The following is a 16,720-nucleotide window of genomic DNA, read 5'->3' on the forward strand; positions in this document are numbered from 1 at the left end:
CGCCACGAGACAAAAATGGCATTGACTAACAAGCACACTGTTGAGTTCTCAAACAACCGACACACACCGCCTCCGGCCTCTGTGCGAGGCCCTTGCGCGGGGCTTTTCCTTCGTTCCGAAGCCTACCAGACCATTTCTTCGTCCCGGGCCGGTCGAAACCGACGCCGTACGTCCGAAGAATGCTCATCGGCAAGCCCCCCACACGTGCACGACGCACAACAGTGCATCGAGCTTCTGGTGGGAGTTCCGCCCGGGGGACCAGCCACTTCGCGTCTGCTCCGAAGAGCTACGCCGTGGTGTCTGTTCCTCCCTGCCGGGCGACCTCGAGAACATTACGGCTCCCCGGCGGACGGGTCAACTCGCCCCGGCGTGACCCCGCTCACCCGTGGGCGCACCGTCCGCAGCAGCCGAGTCCACGGCCGCGGACGCCCGCGCGGCCAGGTGCGCGACGGCGTCGTGCAGCTCCGCGGGACCCACGACCCGGAAGGCGGCGTCGAAGATCCCGAACCACGCCGCGAGCCCACCCCACGACCAGGAGCCGGCCGTCAGGCGGCAGCGCCCGTCGGCGACCGGCTCGACGAGGGCGTCCGTCCCGGCCCACGCCGCCACGGTGGCGGCGTCCAGCTCGAGCTCGACGGTCCCCCGGACGGGGTAGGACGGGCGCGTGAAGCGCTCGGCGACGAAGGTCGCGACGTCGGGCGCCGGGAGCTCCCTCGGCGTGAAGCGCGGACCGGCGCCGTCGCGGGGCGTCATCCGGTCCGCGCGGAAGGTGCGCCAGTCGTCCCGTTCCAGGTCCCACGCCACGAGGTACCACCGGCCGCCCCAGGTCACGAGGTGGTGGGGCTCGACCCGGCGCGGCGGCCGGAACCCCTCGGCGTCGCCCGGCGGACGCAGCACCTCGCCCGAGCCGCCGTCGTAGTCGAAGCGCAGGACGCGGTGTTCCGTCGTCGCGGCCCCCACGGCGAGGAGGACGTCCGTGCGCACGGGCGGGAGCGCGGACTCGCGCCGGCCCGGGACCGCCGTGACCTCGAGCGCGTCGATACGCGTCCGCAGCCGCGCGGGCATGACCTGCCGGATGGTGGCGAGCGCCCGGGCCGCGGCCTCCTCGACGCCGGGCAGGTTCCCCGTCCGGAGCGCGATCGCGACGGCGACCGCCTGCTCGTCGTCGAACAGCAGCGGCGGCAGGTCCGCGCCCGCGTCGAGGCGGTACCCGCCGTCGGGCCCCTTCGTGGCGCGCACCGGGTAGCCGAGCTCGCGGAGCCGGTCCACGTCGCGCCGCACCGTGCGTGCGCTCACGTCGAGGCGTTCGGCGAGCGCCGCGCCCGGCCAGTCGCGGCGCGCCTGGAGGAGGGACAGGAGCCGGAGGAGTCGTCCGGAGGTCTCGAGCATGCCTCCAGGTTCGCACGGCGTACAGGACAGAAGCTGACCGCTTCTGCTGGCAACGTCGTCCACGACGCACGAACCACACCAGGAGGACCCGTGATCCGGACCAGAGCACTGACCAAGGACTTCGCCGTCGGCCGCGACGCGAGCCGCACGGTGCACGCCGTGCGCGGCATCGACCTCGACGTCGCGCCGGGCGAGCTCGTCGCCGTCCTCGGCCCGAACGGCGCCGGCAAGACGACCACGCTCCGCATGCTCACGACGCTCATCCGCCCGACCTCCGGCACGGCCTCGGTCGCCGGGCACGACGTCGTGGCCGAGCCCGACGCGGTCCGGCACCGGATCGGGTACGTCGGGCAGGGCAACGGCGCCGGGCACGCGCAGCGCGTCGTCGACGAGCTCGCGAGCCAGGGGCGCATCTACGGGCTCGACCGGCGGACCGCCCGCCGGCGCGCCGACGAGCTGCTCGACTCGCTCGAGCTGACGGCGCAGCGCACGCGCAAGGTGTCGGATCTCTCCGGTGGTCAGCGCCGCCGCCTCGACGTCGCGATGGGCCTCGTGCACGCGCCGTCGCTGCTGTTCCTCGACGAGCCGTCCACGGGCCTCGACCCGCACAACCGCGCGAACCTCTGGGACCACGTCCTGCAGATGCGCGACGACGCCCTCGCCGCGACGGGCGAGCCCATGACGATCGTCCTCACGACGCACTACCTCGACGAGGCGGACACGATGGCCGAGCGCGTCGTCGTCGTCGACCACGGCGAGGTCATCGCGGACGACACGGCCGAGAAGCTCAAGGCCGACCTCGCGGGCGACCGCGTCGTCGTCACCGTCCCCACGTCGGGCCCGGCGGACGACGGCGCCGCGCGGCTCGCCGAGATGGCGGCCCGTGTCGAGGGCTTCCGGGAGGCGACGCGCACCCCGGACGCCCGCGTCGCCGTGGGCCAGGGCGCCGCCGCGCTCGACGTGCTCGAGGTGCGTGCCGAGCGCGGCGACGCCTACCTCCCGCGCCTGCTGCGCGCCGCGGACGCCGCGGGCATCGCGGTCGCGACCGCCCAGGTGCACCGCCCGACGCTCGACGACGTCTTCCTCGCGCTCACCGGGCGCAGCCTGCGCGAGGCCGGCGCCACCCCCGAGACCGACTCTCCCGACCGCACGCCGAGCAGCACCAGCACCGAGAGGACCGCAGCATGAGCGCCGTCGACACCGCCGCACCCGTCACCACCCGTCCCGCCCCGCGCGCGGGCCGTGCCCCGCGCCGCGGCGTCGCGTCGTTCGCCCGCGACACCGGCATCGTGCTCGTGCGCGAGCTCCGGCCCGTCCTGCACGACCCGTTCTCCGTGATGTTCGGTCTCGTCCAGCCCATCGTGTTCCTCGCGCTCTTCGGGCCGCTGCTCGTCGGCTCGCTCGGGGGCACCACGACCGGCGAGGATGTCCTCGGCGGCAGCGTCTGGCAGTGGTTCGTGCCCTCGATCCTCGTCATGACGACGCTGTTCGGGACGTCGGCCACCGGATCGAACCTGCTCTTCGAGCTCCAGACCGGCGCGCACGAGCGCATGCTCGTCTCGCCGCTGTCGCGCTCGTCGCTGCTCGTGGGCAGGGCGCTCAAGGAGATGGTCCCGATCGTCGCGCAGTCGATCGTGGTCGTCCTCGTCATGCTGCCGTTCGGGTTCGACCTCTTCCCCGTCGGCGCCGTCCTCGGCCTCGCGCTGCTCGCCGTGCTGGGCATCGGGATCGGCTCGCTCAGCTATGCGCTCGCGCTCGCCGTGCGCAAGCAGGACTGGATGTTCTGGGTAGTCCAGCAGACGGTGATCTTCCCCCTCATGATCCTGTCCGGGATGCTGCTGCCGCTCGAGACCGGGCCGCGCTGGATGCAGGTCGCGTCCGCGGTGAACCCGCTGAAGTACGTCGTCGACGCGGAGCGCGCGCTGTTCGCGGGCGACCTCACCGCACCCGTGGTCGTGTGGGGTTGGATCGCGGCGGTGGCGACGGCTGTCGTCGGGCTCGTCGTCGGGATCCGCACGATGGTGCGCTCGACCGACTGAACGATCGGCGCGTCACCCGGCCCGGGCCAGCTCCACGGCCCGGGCCACCGCGCTGCCCGGACTTGTCAGCACGCGCACCGGCAGGTCGTCGAGCAGCGCCGCGGCGGGCGCCATGCTCGCCTGCGCCAGCACGACGACGTCCCCCGGCCCGACGACGTCCCGCACCGCCCCCGCCACACGCCGGTGGTACGCGGTCAGGTCGCCCGCCTCGAACGCGGACCACGCGTCGGTGCACACGACCGGCACCAGCTCGGCCTCGGTCCCGCCACGACGTGCCGCGTCGAGGAGGAGCTCCGTCGTCGGGCCGAGGGTCGAGGCGAGCGCCACGACGACGACGACCCGTCCCGCGCCGTGCACCGCCTCCTCCGCCATCGGCCGGTCGACGCGGAGCACCGGGACACGGAACGTCTCACCCGCCTGCTCGGCCAGCGGCCCGAGCGTCGAGCACGTGCACACGACGACCGTCGCGCCGTCGGCGACGAGAGCGTCCACGTGCCGCCGCACACGGTCGGCCACGGGCGCTCCCCCACGAGCGTCGTCGAGCAGCGGCACGTCCACCCGGTGCACGTGCCCCTCCCCCGGCGCGAGCTCGTCGACGAGCGCACCGAACGTCGCGACGTGCACGTCAGACGTGTGCAGAAACCCGATCATCCGTTCCTCCGGTCGTCGTGGTCAGGTTCACAGACCCGCGTGGTCGCGTCGGGTGGCCGGGTCGGCCTCCGCAGCGGTCGGCACGTCGCGCGCAGTTCGGCAGCTCGAGGTGCCGACCGGGACCGTGAAGTGCCGAACCGTCAACCCGGTGCCGACCGTGTCGGTGCCGGACAGGGACGAGCGGTGGGGGCGGGCCGTGTGCGAAGGACGTCAAGGCGCGCTCGAGAACGCGAGACGAACGACAATGGCGACGGCGCGCCAGTCCGAGCACACGGTCCGCCCCCACCGCGGACCCGACCACGCGGGCCGTGAACACAATCGTGCGTAGCCCAGGCGCGCGCCGCCCGGACGGCTCAGGCGTGCTGGGCGCGGAAGGCGTCGGTGAGGGTGGGGCCGTCGTCGGTGCCGACGCGCCACACGCTCCACCCGTCGGCGGTCGACGTGCCGGACGCCGCGACCGCGGCAAGGTCGGGGTGGCGGAAGCGGGCGCCGTCGGACAGCTCGATGAAGCCGTCGGGCTGGAGCACGGCCTCGAAGCGCTGACCGCGGCGCGGGCGCGACCACACGAGCTGGCGCGGGGCGCCGAACCCGCGCGCGAGGGCGACGAGGTCGGGGTCGTCGTCGGGGCCGAGCGGGACATCGGCGGCCGGGGGTGCCGGGACGGGGACGACGTCGCGGCCCACGGGCATCGGTTCGGGATCCGGCGTGACGGGCGGGTGGTACGACAGCGGGTCGTACGACCGCTCACCCGCGGGGGTGCGCTGCTCGCCGTACTCGTGCGTGAGGTACGACTCGCGGGTCCGGATCGACTCGCGCGTGCGCACCGACTCGCGGGTGAGGATCGCAGTGCGCGGGACGAGGGGTTCCTCGGGTGCCTCGACGGGCCGACGGTCGGCCCAGGCGGTCGATGCCGGCTCGGAGGCCGTGCGCGCGACGAGCGGGTCGGGGGCCGTGCGCGCGACGAGCGGGTCGGCGAGCGGGGCGAAGTCGAGGACGAGTGCCTCGGCAGGGGTCGGCTCGGCTGACGGGACCGGGGCGAGCTGCCCCGTCTCCTGCGCCGACGTGGGCGCGATGCCGTACGTCGTGCGTGGCTCGAGCTCGGCAGCCCGGCGCCGCTCGGCCCGGGACGGCGCGCCCTGCCGCGTCACCACGGGAAACTTGCCGGTCAGGGCACGGCCCACGGCGACGCCGTCCGCGAAGTCGGAGCCGGGCGCGACGGCGCGTGCCCGGGTGGTTTCGCGCGCCGCGGGCGGCGGCGGGTCGTCGCGGCTCACGGCGAGCGGGGAGACGTCGACGAAGCGACGACCGTCGGCCCCGTGCACGACGCCGAGGCGCAGCACCGCGACCGGGGAGCCGGGCTGGCGCAGGAAGTCGAGCGCGTCCTGGATGCCGTCGGCCGCGCTCGAGCAGATGACGATGAGGCGGGCGCCCGTGGTGCGCGCGGTCGCCTGCGACCGGGTGAGGGGCACGTTGTCGTAGAAGGCGGCGACGTCCTGCTGGAACCGCGACGCCCCGCCGGAGTAGCGGGCGGCGAGCTCGGCGCGCGTGAGGCGCCCGGCGCGGCCGGCGTGGTTGAGCGCCGTCGTCAGCGCCTCCTCGGTGAGCTCTGCGGCCACCTCGATGACGACGGGCAGCCCGGCGGCGTCGAGCGCGAGCAGGTGGGGCTCGCCCTCGGACGTGCCCTGCGCGACGGGGAAGATCTGCTCGCCCAGGAGGCTGTCGAGGTTGCCGTCGACCACTCGCTGCGCGTCGGTCCCGAAGGCTCCCGCGGGCTGCGGCGGCTGGACGAGAACCGGACGCTCGGCGTCCACCTCGAAGAGGGGCATCGGAGGATCTCCTGCTGGGGGAACGCGACCGGGGCGGGGGCGTTTGCGCCATAGCCTACGTCGCCGGTCAAGTCCCCCGAACCGGTAGAACTTGCCCTCGAGCCGGGTCGCAGCAGCCCGCGGGTCGCGCTGCAGGTCAGGCGCGCCCGGTCTCCTCGGCCTCGGTCGCGAGGCGTTCCTCGACCCTGTCGACCTTGCCCGTGAGCTCGCCCGTGCGGCCCGGCCGGATGTCCGCCTTGATGACGAGCGACACGCGATGGCCGCCCGCGCCGACGGCCTCCGTCGCGCGCTGGATCACCGGCATGACGACATCCCAGTCACCTTCGATCTCGGTGAACATCGCGGTCGTGCGGTTCGGCAGGCCCGACTCGCGGACGATACGGACGGCCTCGGCGACGGAGTCGGCGACGGACTCGCCCGCGCCGAGCGGGGCGACGGAGAACGCGAAGACGGCCATGGGGCCATCGTGGCACGTCCTACGGGACGAGCACCGCGCGACCGAGGACCGTGCCGGCACGCAGGTCGTCGACGGCCTGCTGGAAGTCCTCGAGGGCGTAGGTCGTGACGTCCACGGCGATCTTGCCCTGCTGGGCGAGCGCGATGACCTCGAGCTGGTCCTGGTGCGTCCCGCCGAAGGACCGCTGGACGTTCACTCCCCAGGGCAGGGGCTCGCCCGCGATGTCGGCGTTGAACGGGAACGACCCGCCGCCCAGCCCGACGAACCGCAGCGCACCGCCGGAGGCCACGACCTGGGTGGCGAGCCGGACGGTCGGGGCGGACCCGACGAAGTCGAACACCGCGTCGGTGCCGACGCCGCTGGTGAGGGCGAGGATCCGCTCGGCCGCTCCGGTGTCGCCGAGCACGCCCTCCTGCGCGCCGTGCTCGCGCGCGAACGCGAGCCTCTCCTCGCTGAGGTCCACGGCGACGATGCGGCAGCCGGTGACCGCGCGCAGGATCTGCAGCCCCAGGTGGCCGAGCCCGCCGATGCCGATGACGACGGCCGTCGAGTCCGGGCGCAGGTGGGCGGCGGCGCTGTTGATCGCGTGCATCGGCGTCGTGCCGGCGTCGGCGAGCGGCGCGGCGGCGACCGGGTCGAGGTCGCCGATCGGGTCGAGGTGGATCGCGCGGACCTTCATGTACTCCGCCATGCCGCCGTCGGGACCGATGCCGGGCGTCTGGGGGAACGTGGTCCGCGAGCCCTTGACGGTGCAGGTGTTGGTCCGGCCCTCGAGGCAGCTGCGGCAGCGCCCGCAGAACCAGACCACGCTGACCAGGACGGCGTCACCGACCTCCAGCCCCGCGACGCCCGGGCCCGTCCGCACGACGTGGCCGGCCGCCTCGTGGCCGACGGTGCTGCCGAAGAAGGGCCAGGACTCGTCCTGGTCGAGGATGTGCAGGTCCGAGTGGCACAGCCCTGCGCCCGCCACCTTGACCAGGACCTCGCCCTCCCCGACCTCGGGAACGGGGACGTCCGCGAGCGTGAGCCGTCCGGGGCCGCTGAGCTGGATGGCGCGCATGTCGTTCCTCCGAGGTCGTCGTGCTCGAGCGTCGGTCGGTGCGGCACGGTCGCGGGTGCGGCGGCGCGCGCCCCGACCCTAGCGTCCCCGTCCTGGTCAGGACCGGCGGACACGGCGTCCCGACGTAGGCTCGGGGCGTGACAGCCGAACCCCCGACCGACCGCGTGACCGTGCTCGCAGGTGGCGTCGGGGGTGCGCGGCTCGCGCACGGCCTCGACCTCGCGGGGGCGGACCTCACGGTCGTCGTCAACGTCGCGGACGACGTCGAGCTGCACGGGCTGTGGATCTCGCCCGACCTCGACACCGTCACGTACACCCTCGCGGGGCTCGCGGACGAGGAGCGGGGGTGGGGCGTCGTCGGCGAGACGTACGCCGCGCTCGAGGCGATGGGCCGGCTCGGCGAGGACACGTGGTTCACGCTGGGCGACCGCGACCTCGCCACGCACGTCGTGCGCACCGCCGGGCTGCGGGCGGGCGCGACCCTCACCGAGGTGACGGCCCGGCTCGCGACGGCGCTCGGGGTGCGGCCGCGCGTCCTGCCGGTGAGCGACGACCGGGTCGCGACGCTCGTCGACACCCCCGCCGGGCGCCTCGGGTTCCAGGAGTACTTCGTCGGAAGGCGGCACGCGGACGACGTCCTCGGGCTGGTCTACGACGGCATCGACGCGGCGCGCCCCGCCCCCGGCGTGCTCGACGCCGTGCGCGACGCCGACGTGGTGGTGATCGCGCCGTCGAACCCGTTCCTGTCGGTCGAGCCGGTGCTGGGCGTCGCGGGCGTGCGGGAGGCGCTCGCGTCGTCGACGGCGCGGCGCGTGGCGGTGAGCCCCATCGTCGGCGGGCGCGCGATCAAGGGCCCGGCGGCGCAGATCCTCACGACGCTCGGGCACGAGGTCTCGGCGCTGGGCGTCGCGCGCCTGTACGTCGGGCTCGTGGACCTCATGGTGATCGACGACCACGACGCGCACCTCGCGGACGCCGTCCGCGCCCTGGGGATGGACGTCGTCGTCACCGACACCGTCATGGGGGGCGCGGAGGGCCGCGAGCGCCTCGCGCGCGAGGTGCTGCGCGCGGCCGGGGACGCCCGTGGCTGACGTCGTGCCCGACGGCGGAGCGCGCCCCGCCGGGCCCTCTCACCCGGGGCGCGTGGTCGCCGTCGTGCCGCTGCGTGACGGGGCCTCGGGGAAGTCGCGGCTCGCGCACGTCCTCGACCCGGCCGCGCGCAGCCGGCTCATCGGGGTGCTCGCGCGGCACGTCGTGCGGACGCTGCTCGCGAGCGACGGCGTGGACCGGGTGGTCGTCGTGACGTCGGACCCGCGGTTCACGTGGCGCGCGCTGCGGGACGTCGTGGTGGACACCTCCGACACCGCGGCCGACGCCGACGGACTCCCCCTGCTGACCGACGACGCGGACCGGCTGCGCATCGTCCTGCAGCCCGCCGACCGACCGGGCCTGAACGCGGCGGTCGCCGTGGGTCGGGAGATCGCGGCGGAGGACGGCCCGGTCCGGCTGCTCGTCGCGCACGCGGACCTGCCCGCGCTCACGCCCGACGACGTGCGTGCCGTCCTCGCCGAGGACGCCCCGGTCGTCGTCGCGACGGACCGGCACGGGTCGGGCTCGAACCTGCTCGTCCTCGACCCGGGCGCCGAGACGTTCCGGACGCGGTTCGGCCCCGACAGCCGCGTGGCGCACCTCGCGGAGGCCGGCGGGCTCGGCCTGCGGACCGTCGTCGTGCAGCGCCCCGGGACGGCGACCGACCTGGACACCGTCGACGACTGGGCCGAGCTGCCCGCCGACGTCCGCGCCGCCGTCGGGCTGCACGTCCCGGCGCTCGGCCAGGGAGGACCGGTATGACCCCGACCCTCGGTCCTTGCCGTCGCCGGTGGGCTCGTGGCCGCGTCGGTGCGCACCGCTACGAGGTCCACGCCCCCGGTTCCTCGACCGGACCGGCGTCGGTGACACGCAGGTCCGCCATCGCGCGCGACCACGCGCCGTCGTCGAGCGGGCCAGCGCAGTCGAGCACGATCTCGACGGTCCTGACCTGCGCGCCGCCCTCGTAGGTCGGCGTCACGGCCACGCGGGCCGCGCCGCGGACCTGCACCTCGCCGTGCGGCGTCGGGACGCTCCAGTCCTGACCCACGGCGTTCGTCGTGACCGCGGTGGTGCCGTCCGTGCCGACCGGGAGCTGCAGGTCGCGGACGGGCGAGGCGGCGCTGCCGCCGTCGGCGTCGCGCGTCGCCACGAGAACCGCCTCCGAGGCGTCCCGCGGCGCCACCGGTGGCGGATCGTCGGTCAGCGTGCCGCGCCACGAGAGCGCACAGCCTCCGTACGTCGCGGCCGGCTCCCACCCCGGACGAGGGAGGGGCCGGGACACGCCGGACGACTCCCCGGCAGGATCGGACAGGAGCACCACCGCCGGTTCGCGTACGGCGGACCCGTCCTCCGGGGCGCTCGTCGACGTCTCGACGGGCCGGCTCTCCTGGACGCGCGAGCCGTCCGGGGGCGAACCCGCGGTGCACGCACCGGCCGCGAGGACGGTCAGCGCGGTGGCGCCGGCGAGCGCCCACGCGGAGCCGGGCGAGCGCCTCACCGGCTGCCTCCCCAGCGCCCGCGATGCACGACGTCGTCGAGCGGCTTGCGCGCATGACGTCGCGGCGAGCCCGTGGTGGCCGTGTCGGCCGGGTGCCCGACAGCGACGACGCCTGTCGGCGCGAACTCGGCGGGGATGCCGAACGCCTCCCGCAGGGGTGCGACCTCGCCCGGCGCGACGCCGAAGAAGCACGCGCCCAGGCCCTCGTCGACGGCGGTCTGCAGCATGAGGAGCGACGCCATCCCCGCGTCGACGTGCCAGTACGGGACGGCCCAGCGGTTCTCGTCGCGGTCCGCCCAGCCCTTGTCGTCCTCGGCGTAGCGGTCGAGGTAGGCGTCCTTCGACGTCAGCGCGACGACGAGCACCGGTGCCGTCCGCATCCCCGCGAGCCACGCGCTCATGCTCCGCTCGGGCTGCTCGGGCGACGTCGCGGCCCAGAACCGCGCGACGTCGTCGGGCTCGGTGAGCACGAGGAACGACCAGCCCTGCGCGAAGCCCGCGTTGGGGGCGCGGACCGCGTTGCGCACGAGGCGGTCGACCGTCTCCGGCGCGACCGGCTCGGCCGTGAACCGGCGCACCATGCGCCTCCGTCGGACGACGTCCTGGAACTCCACGGGCTCCCCCTCTGCTCCGCACCGCCGCCAGGCCGCCTTGCGGTGGTCTGCGCACCCTATCCGTCCCTGACCGTCGGCAGGGGCGTGAGGCTCACGCGGCGTCGAGGCGGGCGCGCAGCTCCGGGTCGAGCTCGAGGTCGGCCGCGCCGAGGAGCTCGTCGAGCTGTTCGAGCGTGCTCGGCCCGATGATCGGGACGACCGGGTGCTCGCCGCCGAGGAGCCACGCGAGAACGACCTGGTTGGGCGTCGCGCCGGTCTCCCCCGCGACCTCGTGCAGGAGGCGGATGCGCTCGCGCGTCGCGGCGTGGTCGAACCCGTCCCACAGCGGCTTGTCGCGGCGCACGTACGCGCCCTGGAGGATCGGCGAGTAGGCCGTGACGGCGAGCGGCGGCCGCCCGTCGCCCCCGGTGGACGCCGCGTAGTCGAGCAGCTCGTACGACGCCCAGTTGTGGCGCCCCGGCTCGGGCGTCGGGTACGCGTACGTGTAGTTCTGCTGGACGAGGCCATAGGGCGCGATGCCCTGACGCTGCGCCTCCTCGCGCGCCTCGACGACGCGCCACAGCGCGACGTTCGAGATGCCCGTGATCCCCACGACGCCCTCGGCCTGGAGCTTGCCGAACGCCCCGACGGTCTCCGCGAGCGGCGTCTCGAGGTCGTCCACGTGCCCGTAGAGCACGTCGACGTGGTGGATGCCGAGGTGGCGCAGGCTCTCGTACGCCTCGTACCCGATGACGTCGGCGCCGAGGCCCTGGAAGTTCGTGGGCTCGACGTTCTGCAACGGGAGGGCGGGGTCCTTCTTCGCCGCACCGAGCTTGGTCGCGATGCGGACCTCCTCGCGCGTGCCGCGGCTCGCGAGCCAGCGACCGAGGAGGTCCTCGCTGTCGCGGCCGTGACCGCCGGCCCAGGCGCTGTAGTTGTTCGCGGTGTCGAGGAACGTGCCGCCCGCCTCGACGTAGCGGTCGAGGATCGCGAACGACGTTTCCTCGTCGACGAGCGTGCCCATGTTCATCGTGCCGAGACAGAGCGTCGAGACGTCGAAGGAGGTGCGCCCGTCGCCGATGGTGCGGTACCGCATGATGGTCTCCCCGTGGTTCGTGGTGGTCCGTGCCGGACCGTGGTCCTGATGACGTGCTCCACGCTATGAACAGATCGGCACGGGTGTACGGTCCGATCTCATGGCGCCTGACCAGACCAATACTTCGCGAGGCCGCCCACGAGCCGCCCGCGCGGCGGTCGGCCCGACGGCGGAGCTCGCCTGGGAGGCCCTGCTCGACCTGGGCACGGGTCCCGGTTCGCGCGTCGAGCGGCTGGAGCGCGCGGTGCGGGACGCCGTCCGCACCGGGCGCCTCCCCGTCGGCGCGGCCCTCCCGCCGAGCCGCCAGCTCGCCGAGACGCTCGGGACCTCGCGCTGGGTCGTCACCGAGGCCTACGGCCAGCTCGTCGCCGAAGGCTTCCTCGAGGCCCGCACCGGCTCCGCGACCCGTGTCTCGGCCGCGGCGGTTCGCGGATCGACAGCGAGCCCGGCGCTGATCCCGGTACGACGCGAGCGACCCCCGAGCCCGGTGGGGACGACGGCGCGCGCGGGTCGTGGCGGGCCTGGCGGGAGCCGCGAGGAACGAGCGGCGGATAGTAGACCCGCGCGCGCCGTCGTCCCCACCGGGCGGACTGAACCCGGGCGTCTCGGCACCGCGCGCGCGAGGTTCGACCTCGCCCCGGGCGTGCCGGACCTGCGTCACGTCCCCCGCGACCCGTGGCTGCGCGCCGCGCGCGAGGCGTTGGCGGAGGCGTCGAACGACGACCTCGGCCAGCCGGCGGCGTCGGGCCACCCGCACGCGCGGACCGTCGTCGCTGGCCACCTGCGCCGGGCGCGCGTCGTCGCGGGAGCGGACGACGGCGTCGTGCTCACGCGCGGCGCGACGGACGGCATGGCGCGCGTCGCGGCCGCGCTCGTGGAGGCCGGGCACACGCACGTGCTCGTCGAGGACCCGAGCTGGTCGGTGCTCCGCGACGTCGCCGCGCGCGCCGGCCTGGTGCCCGTGCCCGTCCCGGTGGACGACGCCGGGGCCGACGTGGACGCGCTCGTCTCCGCGTCGCGGCGCACCGGGGCACGGGCCGCGCTGCTCACGCCCGCGCACCAGTTCCCCACGGGCGCGGTGCTCGCTCCCGAGCGGCGCGATGCGGTCCTGGCGTGGGCACGCGACGTCGACGGGCTCGTCGTCGAGGACGACTACGACGCCGAGTTCCGGTACGACCGGCGGCCCGTCGCCGCCCTGCAGCAGCTCGACCCCGACCGCGTGGTGCTGCTCGGGTCGGTGAGCAAGACGATGAGCCCGGCGTTCGGCGTCGGGTGGATGGTCGTGCCGCCGCGCTGGCGCGAGGCCGTCGCGCGAGCGGGCGGCACGACGGCGGCGCCGTCCACGGTCGACCAGCTCGCGTTCGCGCGGTTCGTCGCCTCGGGGGGATACGACCGACACCTGCGGGCCGCGCGCGGACGCTATCGGCGCCGTCGGGACGCGGTGCTCGACGCCCTCGCGCGCGAGCTGCCCGGGGCTGCGGTGAGCGGCATCGCAGCGGGGATGCACGCACTGCTCGACCTCTCGGCCCTGCTGCCGGCCGGGCCGACGTCCCTCGGGAGCACGGCCCCGGACGCTGCGGACGTCGTGCGCGAGGCGGCGCGGCGCGAGGTCACGGTCGTGGACCTGCGCCGGTACCAGCTCCGGCCCGCCGAGCGGTCGACGACTCTCGTGCTCGGCTACGGCAACCTCGCGGACGCCCGCGTCGACGAGGCCGTCGCCCGGCTCGCCGACGCGGTGCACAGAGCCGGCGTCGCCCCCACCCGTCCCGCGAGATAGCGCAGCAGTCGCGGGCGGACTGCCGGGCGGGGAGGACGGCGACGCTCAGAGGCGCTCGGCGAGGAGCTCGACGAGGGCCTTGCCCTGCACGCCCGCGAGGTCGTCGGCCTGGGTGCGGCACGAGAAGCCGTCCGCGAGGTACACGTCGCCCGGAGCGGCGTCGCGCAGCGCGGGCAGGAGCGCGTTCTCCGCGACGGCGACCGACGTCTCGTAGTGGCCCTTCTGCATGCCGAAGTTCCCGGCGAGGCCGCAGCAGCCCGCGAGGACCTTGATCGTCGCGCCCGCGTCGCGCAGCAGCCGCTCGTCGGCCGCGAAGCCCATCACCGAGTGCTGGTGGCAGTGCGGCTGCACGACGGCGGTCACGTCCGACAGGTCGGGTACGCGCCAGCCGCTCTCGCGGCCGGGGGCGGTGTCGACCGACGTGAGGAGCTCGGCGAGCGTGCGCGTCGCCGCGGCGACGGCCTTCGCGCGCGGGTCGTCGGGGAACAGGTCCACGAGGTCCGAGCGGAGCACCGCCGTGCACGACGGCTCGAGACCCATGATCGGGATGCCGTTCACGGCGTAGGGACCGAGGACGGAGAGCAGGTTCTCGAGGCGCTTGCGCGCGCCGTCGAGCTGGCCCGTGCTGATCCACGTGAGGCCGCAGCACGCCTCCTGGTCGGGGACGACGACGTCGTACCCGGCCGCGGTGAGGACCTTGACCGCAGCCTGGGGAACGCCGGGCGACATGTTGTCGCTGAACGAGTCGGTCCACAGCACGACCTTCGGGCGCTCGTCGCGCACGGGCTTGCCCGGCGTCTGGCCGATACGCAGGCCGGGCACGCCCCCGGTTGCGCCGCCGCGCTTCCACCACGTGCGGAAGGGCACCTCGGCGAAGGTCGTCATCGAGCGGCGCGTGTCCATGCCGCCCGCCCACAGGACCGACTTGGCGATCGGCCGGAACCCGAGCAGCTTGTTGGCCAGGCGGGGCATGCCCGTCGCGAGCCGCGCCCAGATCGGCAGCCAGCCCAGCGAGTAGTGGTCGACCGGACGCAACTTCCCGCGGTACGTACGGTAGAGGACCTCCGACTTGTACTGCGCCATGTCGACGCCCGCCGGGCAGTCGCTCGAGCACGCCTTGCACGACAGGCAGAGGTCGAGCGACTCGTGCACCTCGGGCGCCGACAGGCCGCCGACGAGCGTGCCGTTCACCGCCTCCTGGAGCACGCGGGCCCGGGCGCGCGTGACGTCCTTCTCGTCCTTCGTCGCCTGGTACGACGGGCACATGAACCCGCCCGCGGCGCTCGTGTCCGCGCGGCACTTGCCCACGCCGACGCAGCGGTGCACGGCCTGGGTGAGGTCGCCGTGGTCGTGCGCGAACGAGAACCCCTGGTAGCCGGCACGCCGCGAGATCGTCGAGACCTTCGCGGGTGCGGCGGCGGGCGTGCCCGGGGTCCCCGGCGCTCCGACCTTCGACAGGAGCGGGTGCGCATGCGGGCGGCGCAGGTCGTCGTCGATCGCGCTCGGGCGCACGACCACGCCCGGGTTCATGACGTCCTGCGGGTCGAACAACGCCTTGAACCGCTCCATGAGCGCGATCGCCTCGGGGCTGTACATGACCGGGAGCAGCTCGGAGCGGGCGCGCCCGTCACCGTGCTCGCCCGACAGCGAGCCGCCGTACTTCGCGACGAGCTCCGCCGCCTCGAGCATGAACGTGCGCAGCACCGACCCCGACGCCTCGAGCGGGATGTCGATCCGCAGGTGCACGCACCCGTCGCCGAAGTGCCCGTACGGCAGGCCGTCGACGCCGTAGCGCGCCATGAGCGCGTCGAGGTCGCGCAGGTAGTCGCCCAGCTTCTCGGGCGGGACGGCGGAGTCCTCCCAGCCCGGCCACGCCTGCTCGCCCGCGGGCGTGCGCCCGGCCAGCCCTGCGCCGTCGGCCCGGATCTGCCACATCTTGGTCGCGTCGGGTCCTGCGGGCAGGATCATCGTCGCCGCGCTGCCCGACGCCGCGACGATCGCCTCGGCGTTCGCCATCGCCTCCTCGGGGGTCGCGCCCCCGACCTCGACCATGAGCCACCCGGCGCCCGGGGGCAGGGGCGGGACGGAGGCATCGCCCTTGGCGCGGCGCACGACGTCGACGAGCCGCGCGTCGAGGCCCTCGACCGCGAGAGGGCTGAGGTCGAGGAAGGTCGGGACGTCGTCGGCCGCGGACGGCATGTCCGGGTAGCCGAGCACGACGAGCGTTGGCTTCGACGGCACGGGCACGAGGCGGACCGTCGCCTCGAGGATCGTCACGAGCGTGCCCTCGGTGCCGACGAGCGCCTTGGCGAGGTCCGACCCGTTCTCCGGGAGCAGGTGCTCGAGCGAGTACCCCGACACCTGGCGGCCGAAGCGCCCGAACTCCGTGCGGATCAGCGCGAGGTTCTCGCGGACGAGGTCCGCGAGCCCGGGGACGGCGGCGAACGTCGCGTCGCCCTTGCCCGCGGTGAAGCGGCGCCCGCGGCCGTCGACGACGTCGAGCTCGATGACGTTGTCGACCGTGCGCCCGTACGCGACGGCGTGCGGGCCGCACGCATTGTTGCCGATCATGCCGCCGAGGGTCGCGCGGTTTTGCGTCGACGGGTCTGGCCCGAACCGCAGCCCGTGCGGTGCCGCCACCTGCTGCAGCGCCGACATGACGACGCCCGGCTCGATGCGCGCCGTGCGCGCCTCGGGGTCGACGTCGAGGACGCGGTTCACGTGCCGCGTGAAGTCCAGCACGATCCCCGGCCCGATCGAGTTCCCCGCGACCGAAGTCCCCGCACCGCGCGCCGTGACCGGTACCTCGAGCTCGCGCAGCACGTCGAGCGCCGCGACGACGTCGTCCGCGTCCTGCGGGTAGACCACGGCCTCGGGGACGACCCGGTAGTTCGACGCGTCCGTCGAGTACTCCGCGCGGCGGCGCGTCGAGGAGTCGACCCCGCCCCGCACGACCGTCCGCAGCGCCTCGGCGAGGGCCGTGCGCGCGGCTTCGGCGGCCCGCTCCGCCTCGCGGAGCGCAGCCTCGCGCTCGGCCTCGGGCGACAGCACGGCGCGAGAGCCGGACCGCCGCGAACCGTTCCCGTCGTGCTGCGGGGCATGGGCCGTGGTGGCGTCGATCTCTGCGGACACGTCGCGATTCTCGCACCCTCCCGCCCTACCGGTCCCGATCGTCCGCCCGGCGACCCCTCCGCGCTTCCGGTTCGTCGGATGTCGTCGGGTCTTGAGCCCGCGGGTCGGGCCCG

At 74.8% G+C, this 16,720-nt stretch carries 14 protein-coding genes; 5 read left to right on the forward strand and 9 right to left on the reverse strand.

Annotation, left to right across the window (positions count from 1 at the left end; all coding sequences use genetic code 11):
• Positions 1–354: 354 nt before the first annotated feature.
• The gene (locus AC4H2H_RS19120) at positions 355–1,389 is read right to left on the reverse strand and encodes a helix-turn-helix transcriptional regulator (protein ID WP_494372415.1); all 1,035 of its coding nucleotides are present in this window, start codon (positions 1,387–1,389) and stop codon (positions 355–357) included.
• A gap of 90 nt (positions 1,390–1,479) precedes the next feature.
• Here AC4H2H_RS19120 and AC4H2H_RS19125 point away from each other — a divergent pair, with 90 nt between their 5' ends.
• Positions 1,480–2,577: an ATP-binding cassette domain-containing protein gene (locus tag AC4H2H_RS19125; RefSeq protein WP_494372416.1), complete on the forward strand. Its 1,098-nt coding sequence runs from the start codon at positions 1,480–1,482 to the stop codon at positions 2,575–2,577.
• Entirely contained in the window at positions 2,574–3,428 is an 855-nt protein-coding gene (locus AC4H2H_RS19130; protein ID WP_494372417.1) for an ABC transporter permease, read from the forward strand. Before AC4H2H_RS19125 ends, AC4H2H_RS19130 begins: the two co-directional genes overlap by 4 nt.
• 12 nt (positions 3,429–3,440) lie before the next feature.
• On the opposite strand, the gene AC4H2H_RS19135 is transcribed toward AC4H2H_RS19130, so the two are convergent.
• From AC4H2H_RS19135 to AC4H2H_RS19150, 4 genes are all read right to left on the reverse strand, one after another.
• Positions 3,441–4,079 (reverse strand): aspartate/glutamate racemase family protein, encoded by a 639-nt coding sequence (locus AC4H2H_RS19135; RefSeq protein WP_494372418.1) that lies wholly within the window; start codon positions 4,077–4,079, stop codon positions 3,441–3,443.
• Between the two features lie 353 nt (positions 4,080–4,432).
• A complete protein-coding gene (locus tag AC4H2H_RS19140) occupies positions 4,433–5,905 on the reverse strand; it encodes a restriction system modified-DNA reader domain-containing protein (RefSeq protein ID WP_494372419.1) in 1,473 nt (490 codons plus the stop codon).
• A 136-nt stretch (positions 5,906–6,041) separates the two neighbouring features.
• Positions 6,042–6,362 carry an MTH1187 family thiamine-binding protein gene (locus AC4H2H_RS19145; RefSeq protein WP_494372420.1) on the reverse strand — a complete coding sequence of 107 codons (321 nt, stop codon included), beginning with the start codon at positions 6,360–6,362 and terminating at the stop codon, positions 6,042–6,044.
• A 19-nt stretch (positions 6,363–6,381) separates the two neighbouring features.
• Complete coding sequence (locus AC4H2H_RS19150; protein ID WP_494372421.1) at positions 6,382–7,422, reverse strand: alcohol dehydrogenase catalytic domain-containing protein; 1,041 nt, start codon at positions 7,420–7,422, stop codon at positions 6,382–6,384.
• 137 nt (positions 7,423–7,559) lie between these two features.
• Here AC4H2H_RS19150 and cofD point away from each other — a divergent pair, with 137 nt between their 5' ends.
• Together cofD and cofC are read left to right on the forward strand one after the other, a co-directional pair.
• Positions 7,560–8,513 carry a 2-phospho-L-lactate transferase gene (cofD, locus tag AC4H2H_RS19155; RefSeq protein WP_494372422.1) on the forward strand — a complete coding sequence of 318 codons (954 nt, stop codon included), beginning with the start codon at positions 7,560–7,562 and terminating at the stop codon, positions 8,511–8,513.
• Positions 8,506–9,273: a 2-phospho-L-lactate guanylyltransferase gene (cofC, locus tag AC4H2H_RS19160; RefSeq protein WP_494372423.1), complete on the forward strand. Its 768-nt coding sequence runs from the start codon at positions 8,506–8,508 to the stop codon at positions 9,271–9,273. Before cofD ends, cofC begins: the two co-directional genes overlap by 8 nt.
• A 58-nt stretch (positions 9,274–9,331) precedes the next feature.
• On the opposite strand, the gene AC4H2H_RS19165 is transcribed toward cofC, so the two are convergent.
• The 3 genes from AC4H2H_RS19165 to AC4H2H_RS19175 form a co-directional block, all read right to left on the reverse strand.
• Positions 9,332–10,009, reverse strand: coding sequence for a hypothetical protein (locus AC4H2H_RS19165; protein ID WP_494372424.1), 678 nt, complete (start codon positions 10,007–10,009; stop codon positions 9,332–9,334).
• Positions 10,006–10,623 (reverse strand): nitroreductase family protein, encoded by a 618-nt coding sequence (locus AC4H2H_RS19170; RefSeq protein WP_494372425.1) that lies wholly within the window; start codon positions 10,621–10,623, stop codon positions 10,006–10,008. Before AC4H2H_RS19170 ends, AC4H2H_RS19165 begins: the two co-directional genes overlap by 4 nt.
• Positions 10,624–10,714: 91 nt before the next feature.
• Positions 10,715–11,698: an aldo/keto reductase gene (locus AC4H2H_RS19175; protein WP_494372426.1), complete on the reverse strand. Its 984-nt coding sequence runs from the start codon at positions 11,696–11,698 to the stop codon at positions 10,715–10,717.
• A 100-nt stretch (positions 11,699–11,798) separates the two neighbouring features.
• Here AC4H2H_RS19175 and pdxR point away from each other — a divergent pair, with 100 nt between their 5' ends.
• Positions 11,799–13,475 (forward strand): MocR-like pyridoxine biosynthesis transcription factor PdxR, encoded by a 1,677-nt coding sequence (gene pdxR / locus AC4H2H_RS19180; RefSeq protein WP_494372427.1) that lies wholly within the window; start codon positions 11,799–11,801, stop codon positions 13,473–13,475.
• A gap of 45 nt (positions 13,476–13,520) precedes the next feature.
• On the opposite strand, the gene AC4H2H_RS19185 is transcribed toward pdxR, so the two are convergent.
• On the reverse strand, positions 13,521–16,439 hold the full coding sequence (locus AC4H2H_RS19185; protein ID WP_494372428.1) for an FAD-binding and (Fe-S)-binding domain-containing protein: 2,919 nt from the start codon (positions 16,437–16,439) through the stop codon (positions 13,521–13,523).
• Positions 16,440–16,720: the final 281 nt, after the last annotated feature.

It is taken from the genome of Cellulosimicrobium sp. BMG9.22, from assembly GCF_059159975.1.

Excerpts from the sequence above, each read along its gene's own strand:
- AC4H2H_RS19150 (WP_494372421.1), bottom strand. The coding sequence starts at position 7,422 with ATGCGCGCCATCCAGCTCAGCGGCCCCGGACGGCTCACGCTCGCGGAC.
- AC4H2H_RS19130 (WP_494372417.1), top strand. The coding sequence starts at position 2,574 with ATGAGCGCCGTCGACACCGCCGCACCCGTCACCACCCGTCCCGCCCCG.
- pdxR (WP_494372427.1), top strand. The coding sequence starts at position 11,799 with ATGGCGCCTGACCAGACCAATACTTCGCGAGGCCGCCCACGAGCCGCC.
- AC4H2H_RS19175 (WP_494372426.1), bottom strand. The coding sequence starts at position 11,698 with ATGCGGTACCGCACCATCGGCGACGGGCGCACCTCCTTCGACGTCTCG.
- AC4H2H_RS19140 (WP_494372419.1), bottom strand. The coding sequence starts at position 5,905 with ATGCCCCTCTTCGAGGTGGACGCCGAGCGTCCGGTTCTCGTCCAGCCG.
- AC4H2H_RS19145 (WP_494372420.1), bottom strand. The coding sequence starts at position 6,362 with ATGGCCGTCTTCGCGTTCTCCGTCGCCCCGCTCGGCGCGGGCGAGTCC.
- AC4H2H_RS19120 (WP_494372415.1), bottom strand. The coding sequence starts at position 1,389 with ATGCTCGAGACCTCCGGACGACTCCTCCGGCTCCTGTCCCTCCTCCAG.
- AC4H2H_RS19135 (WP_494372418.1), bottom strand. The coding sequence starts at position 4,079 with ATGATCGGGTTTCTGCACACGTCTGACGTGCACGTCGCGACGTTCGGT.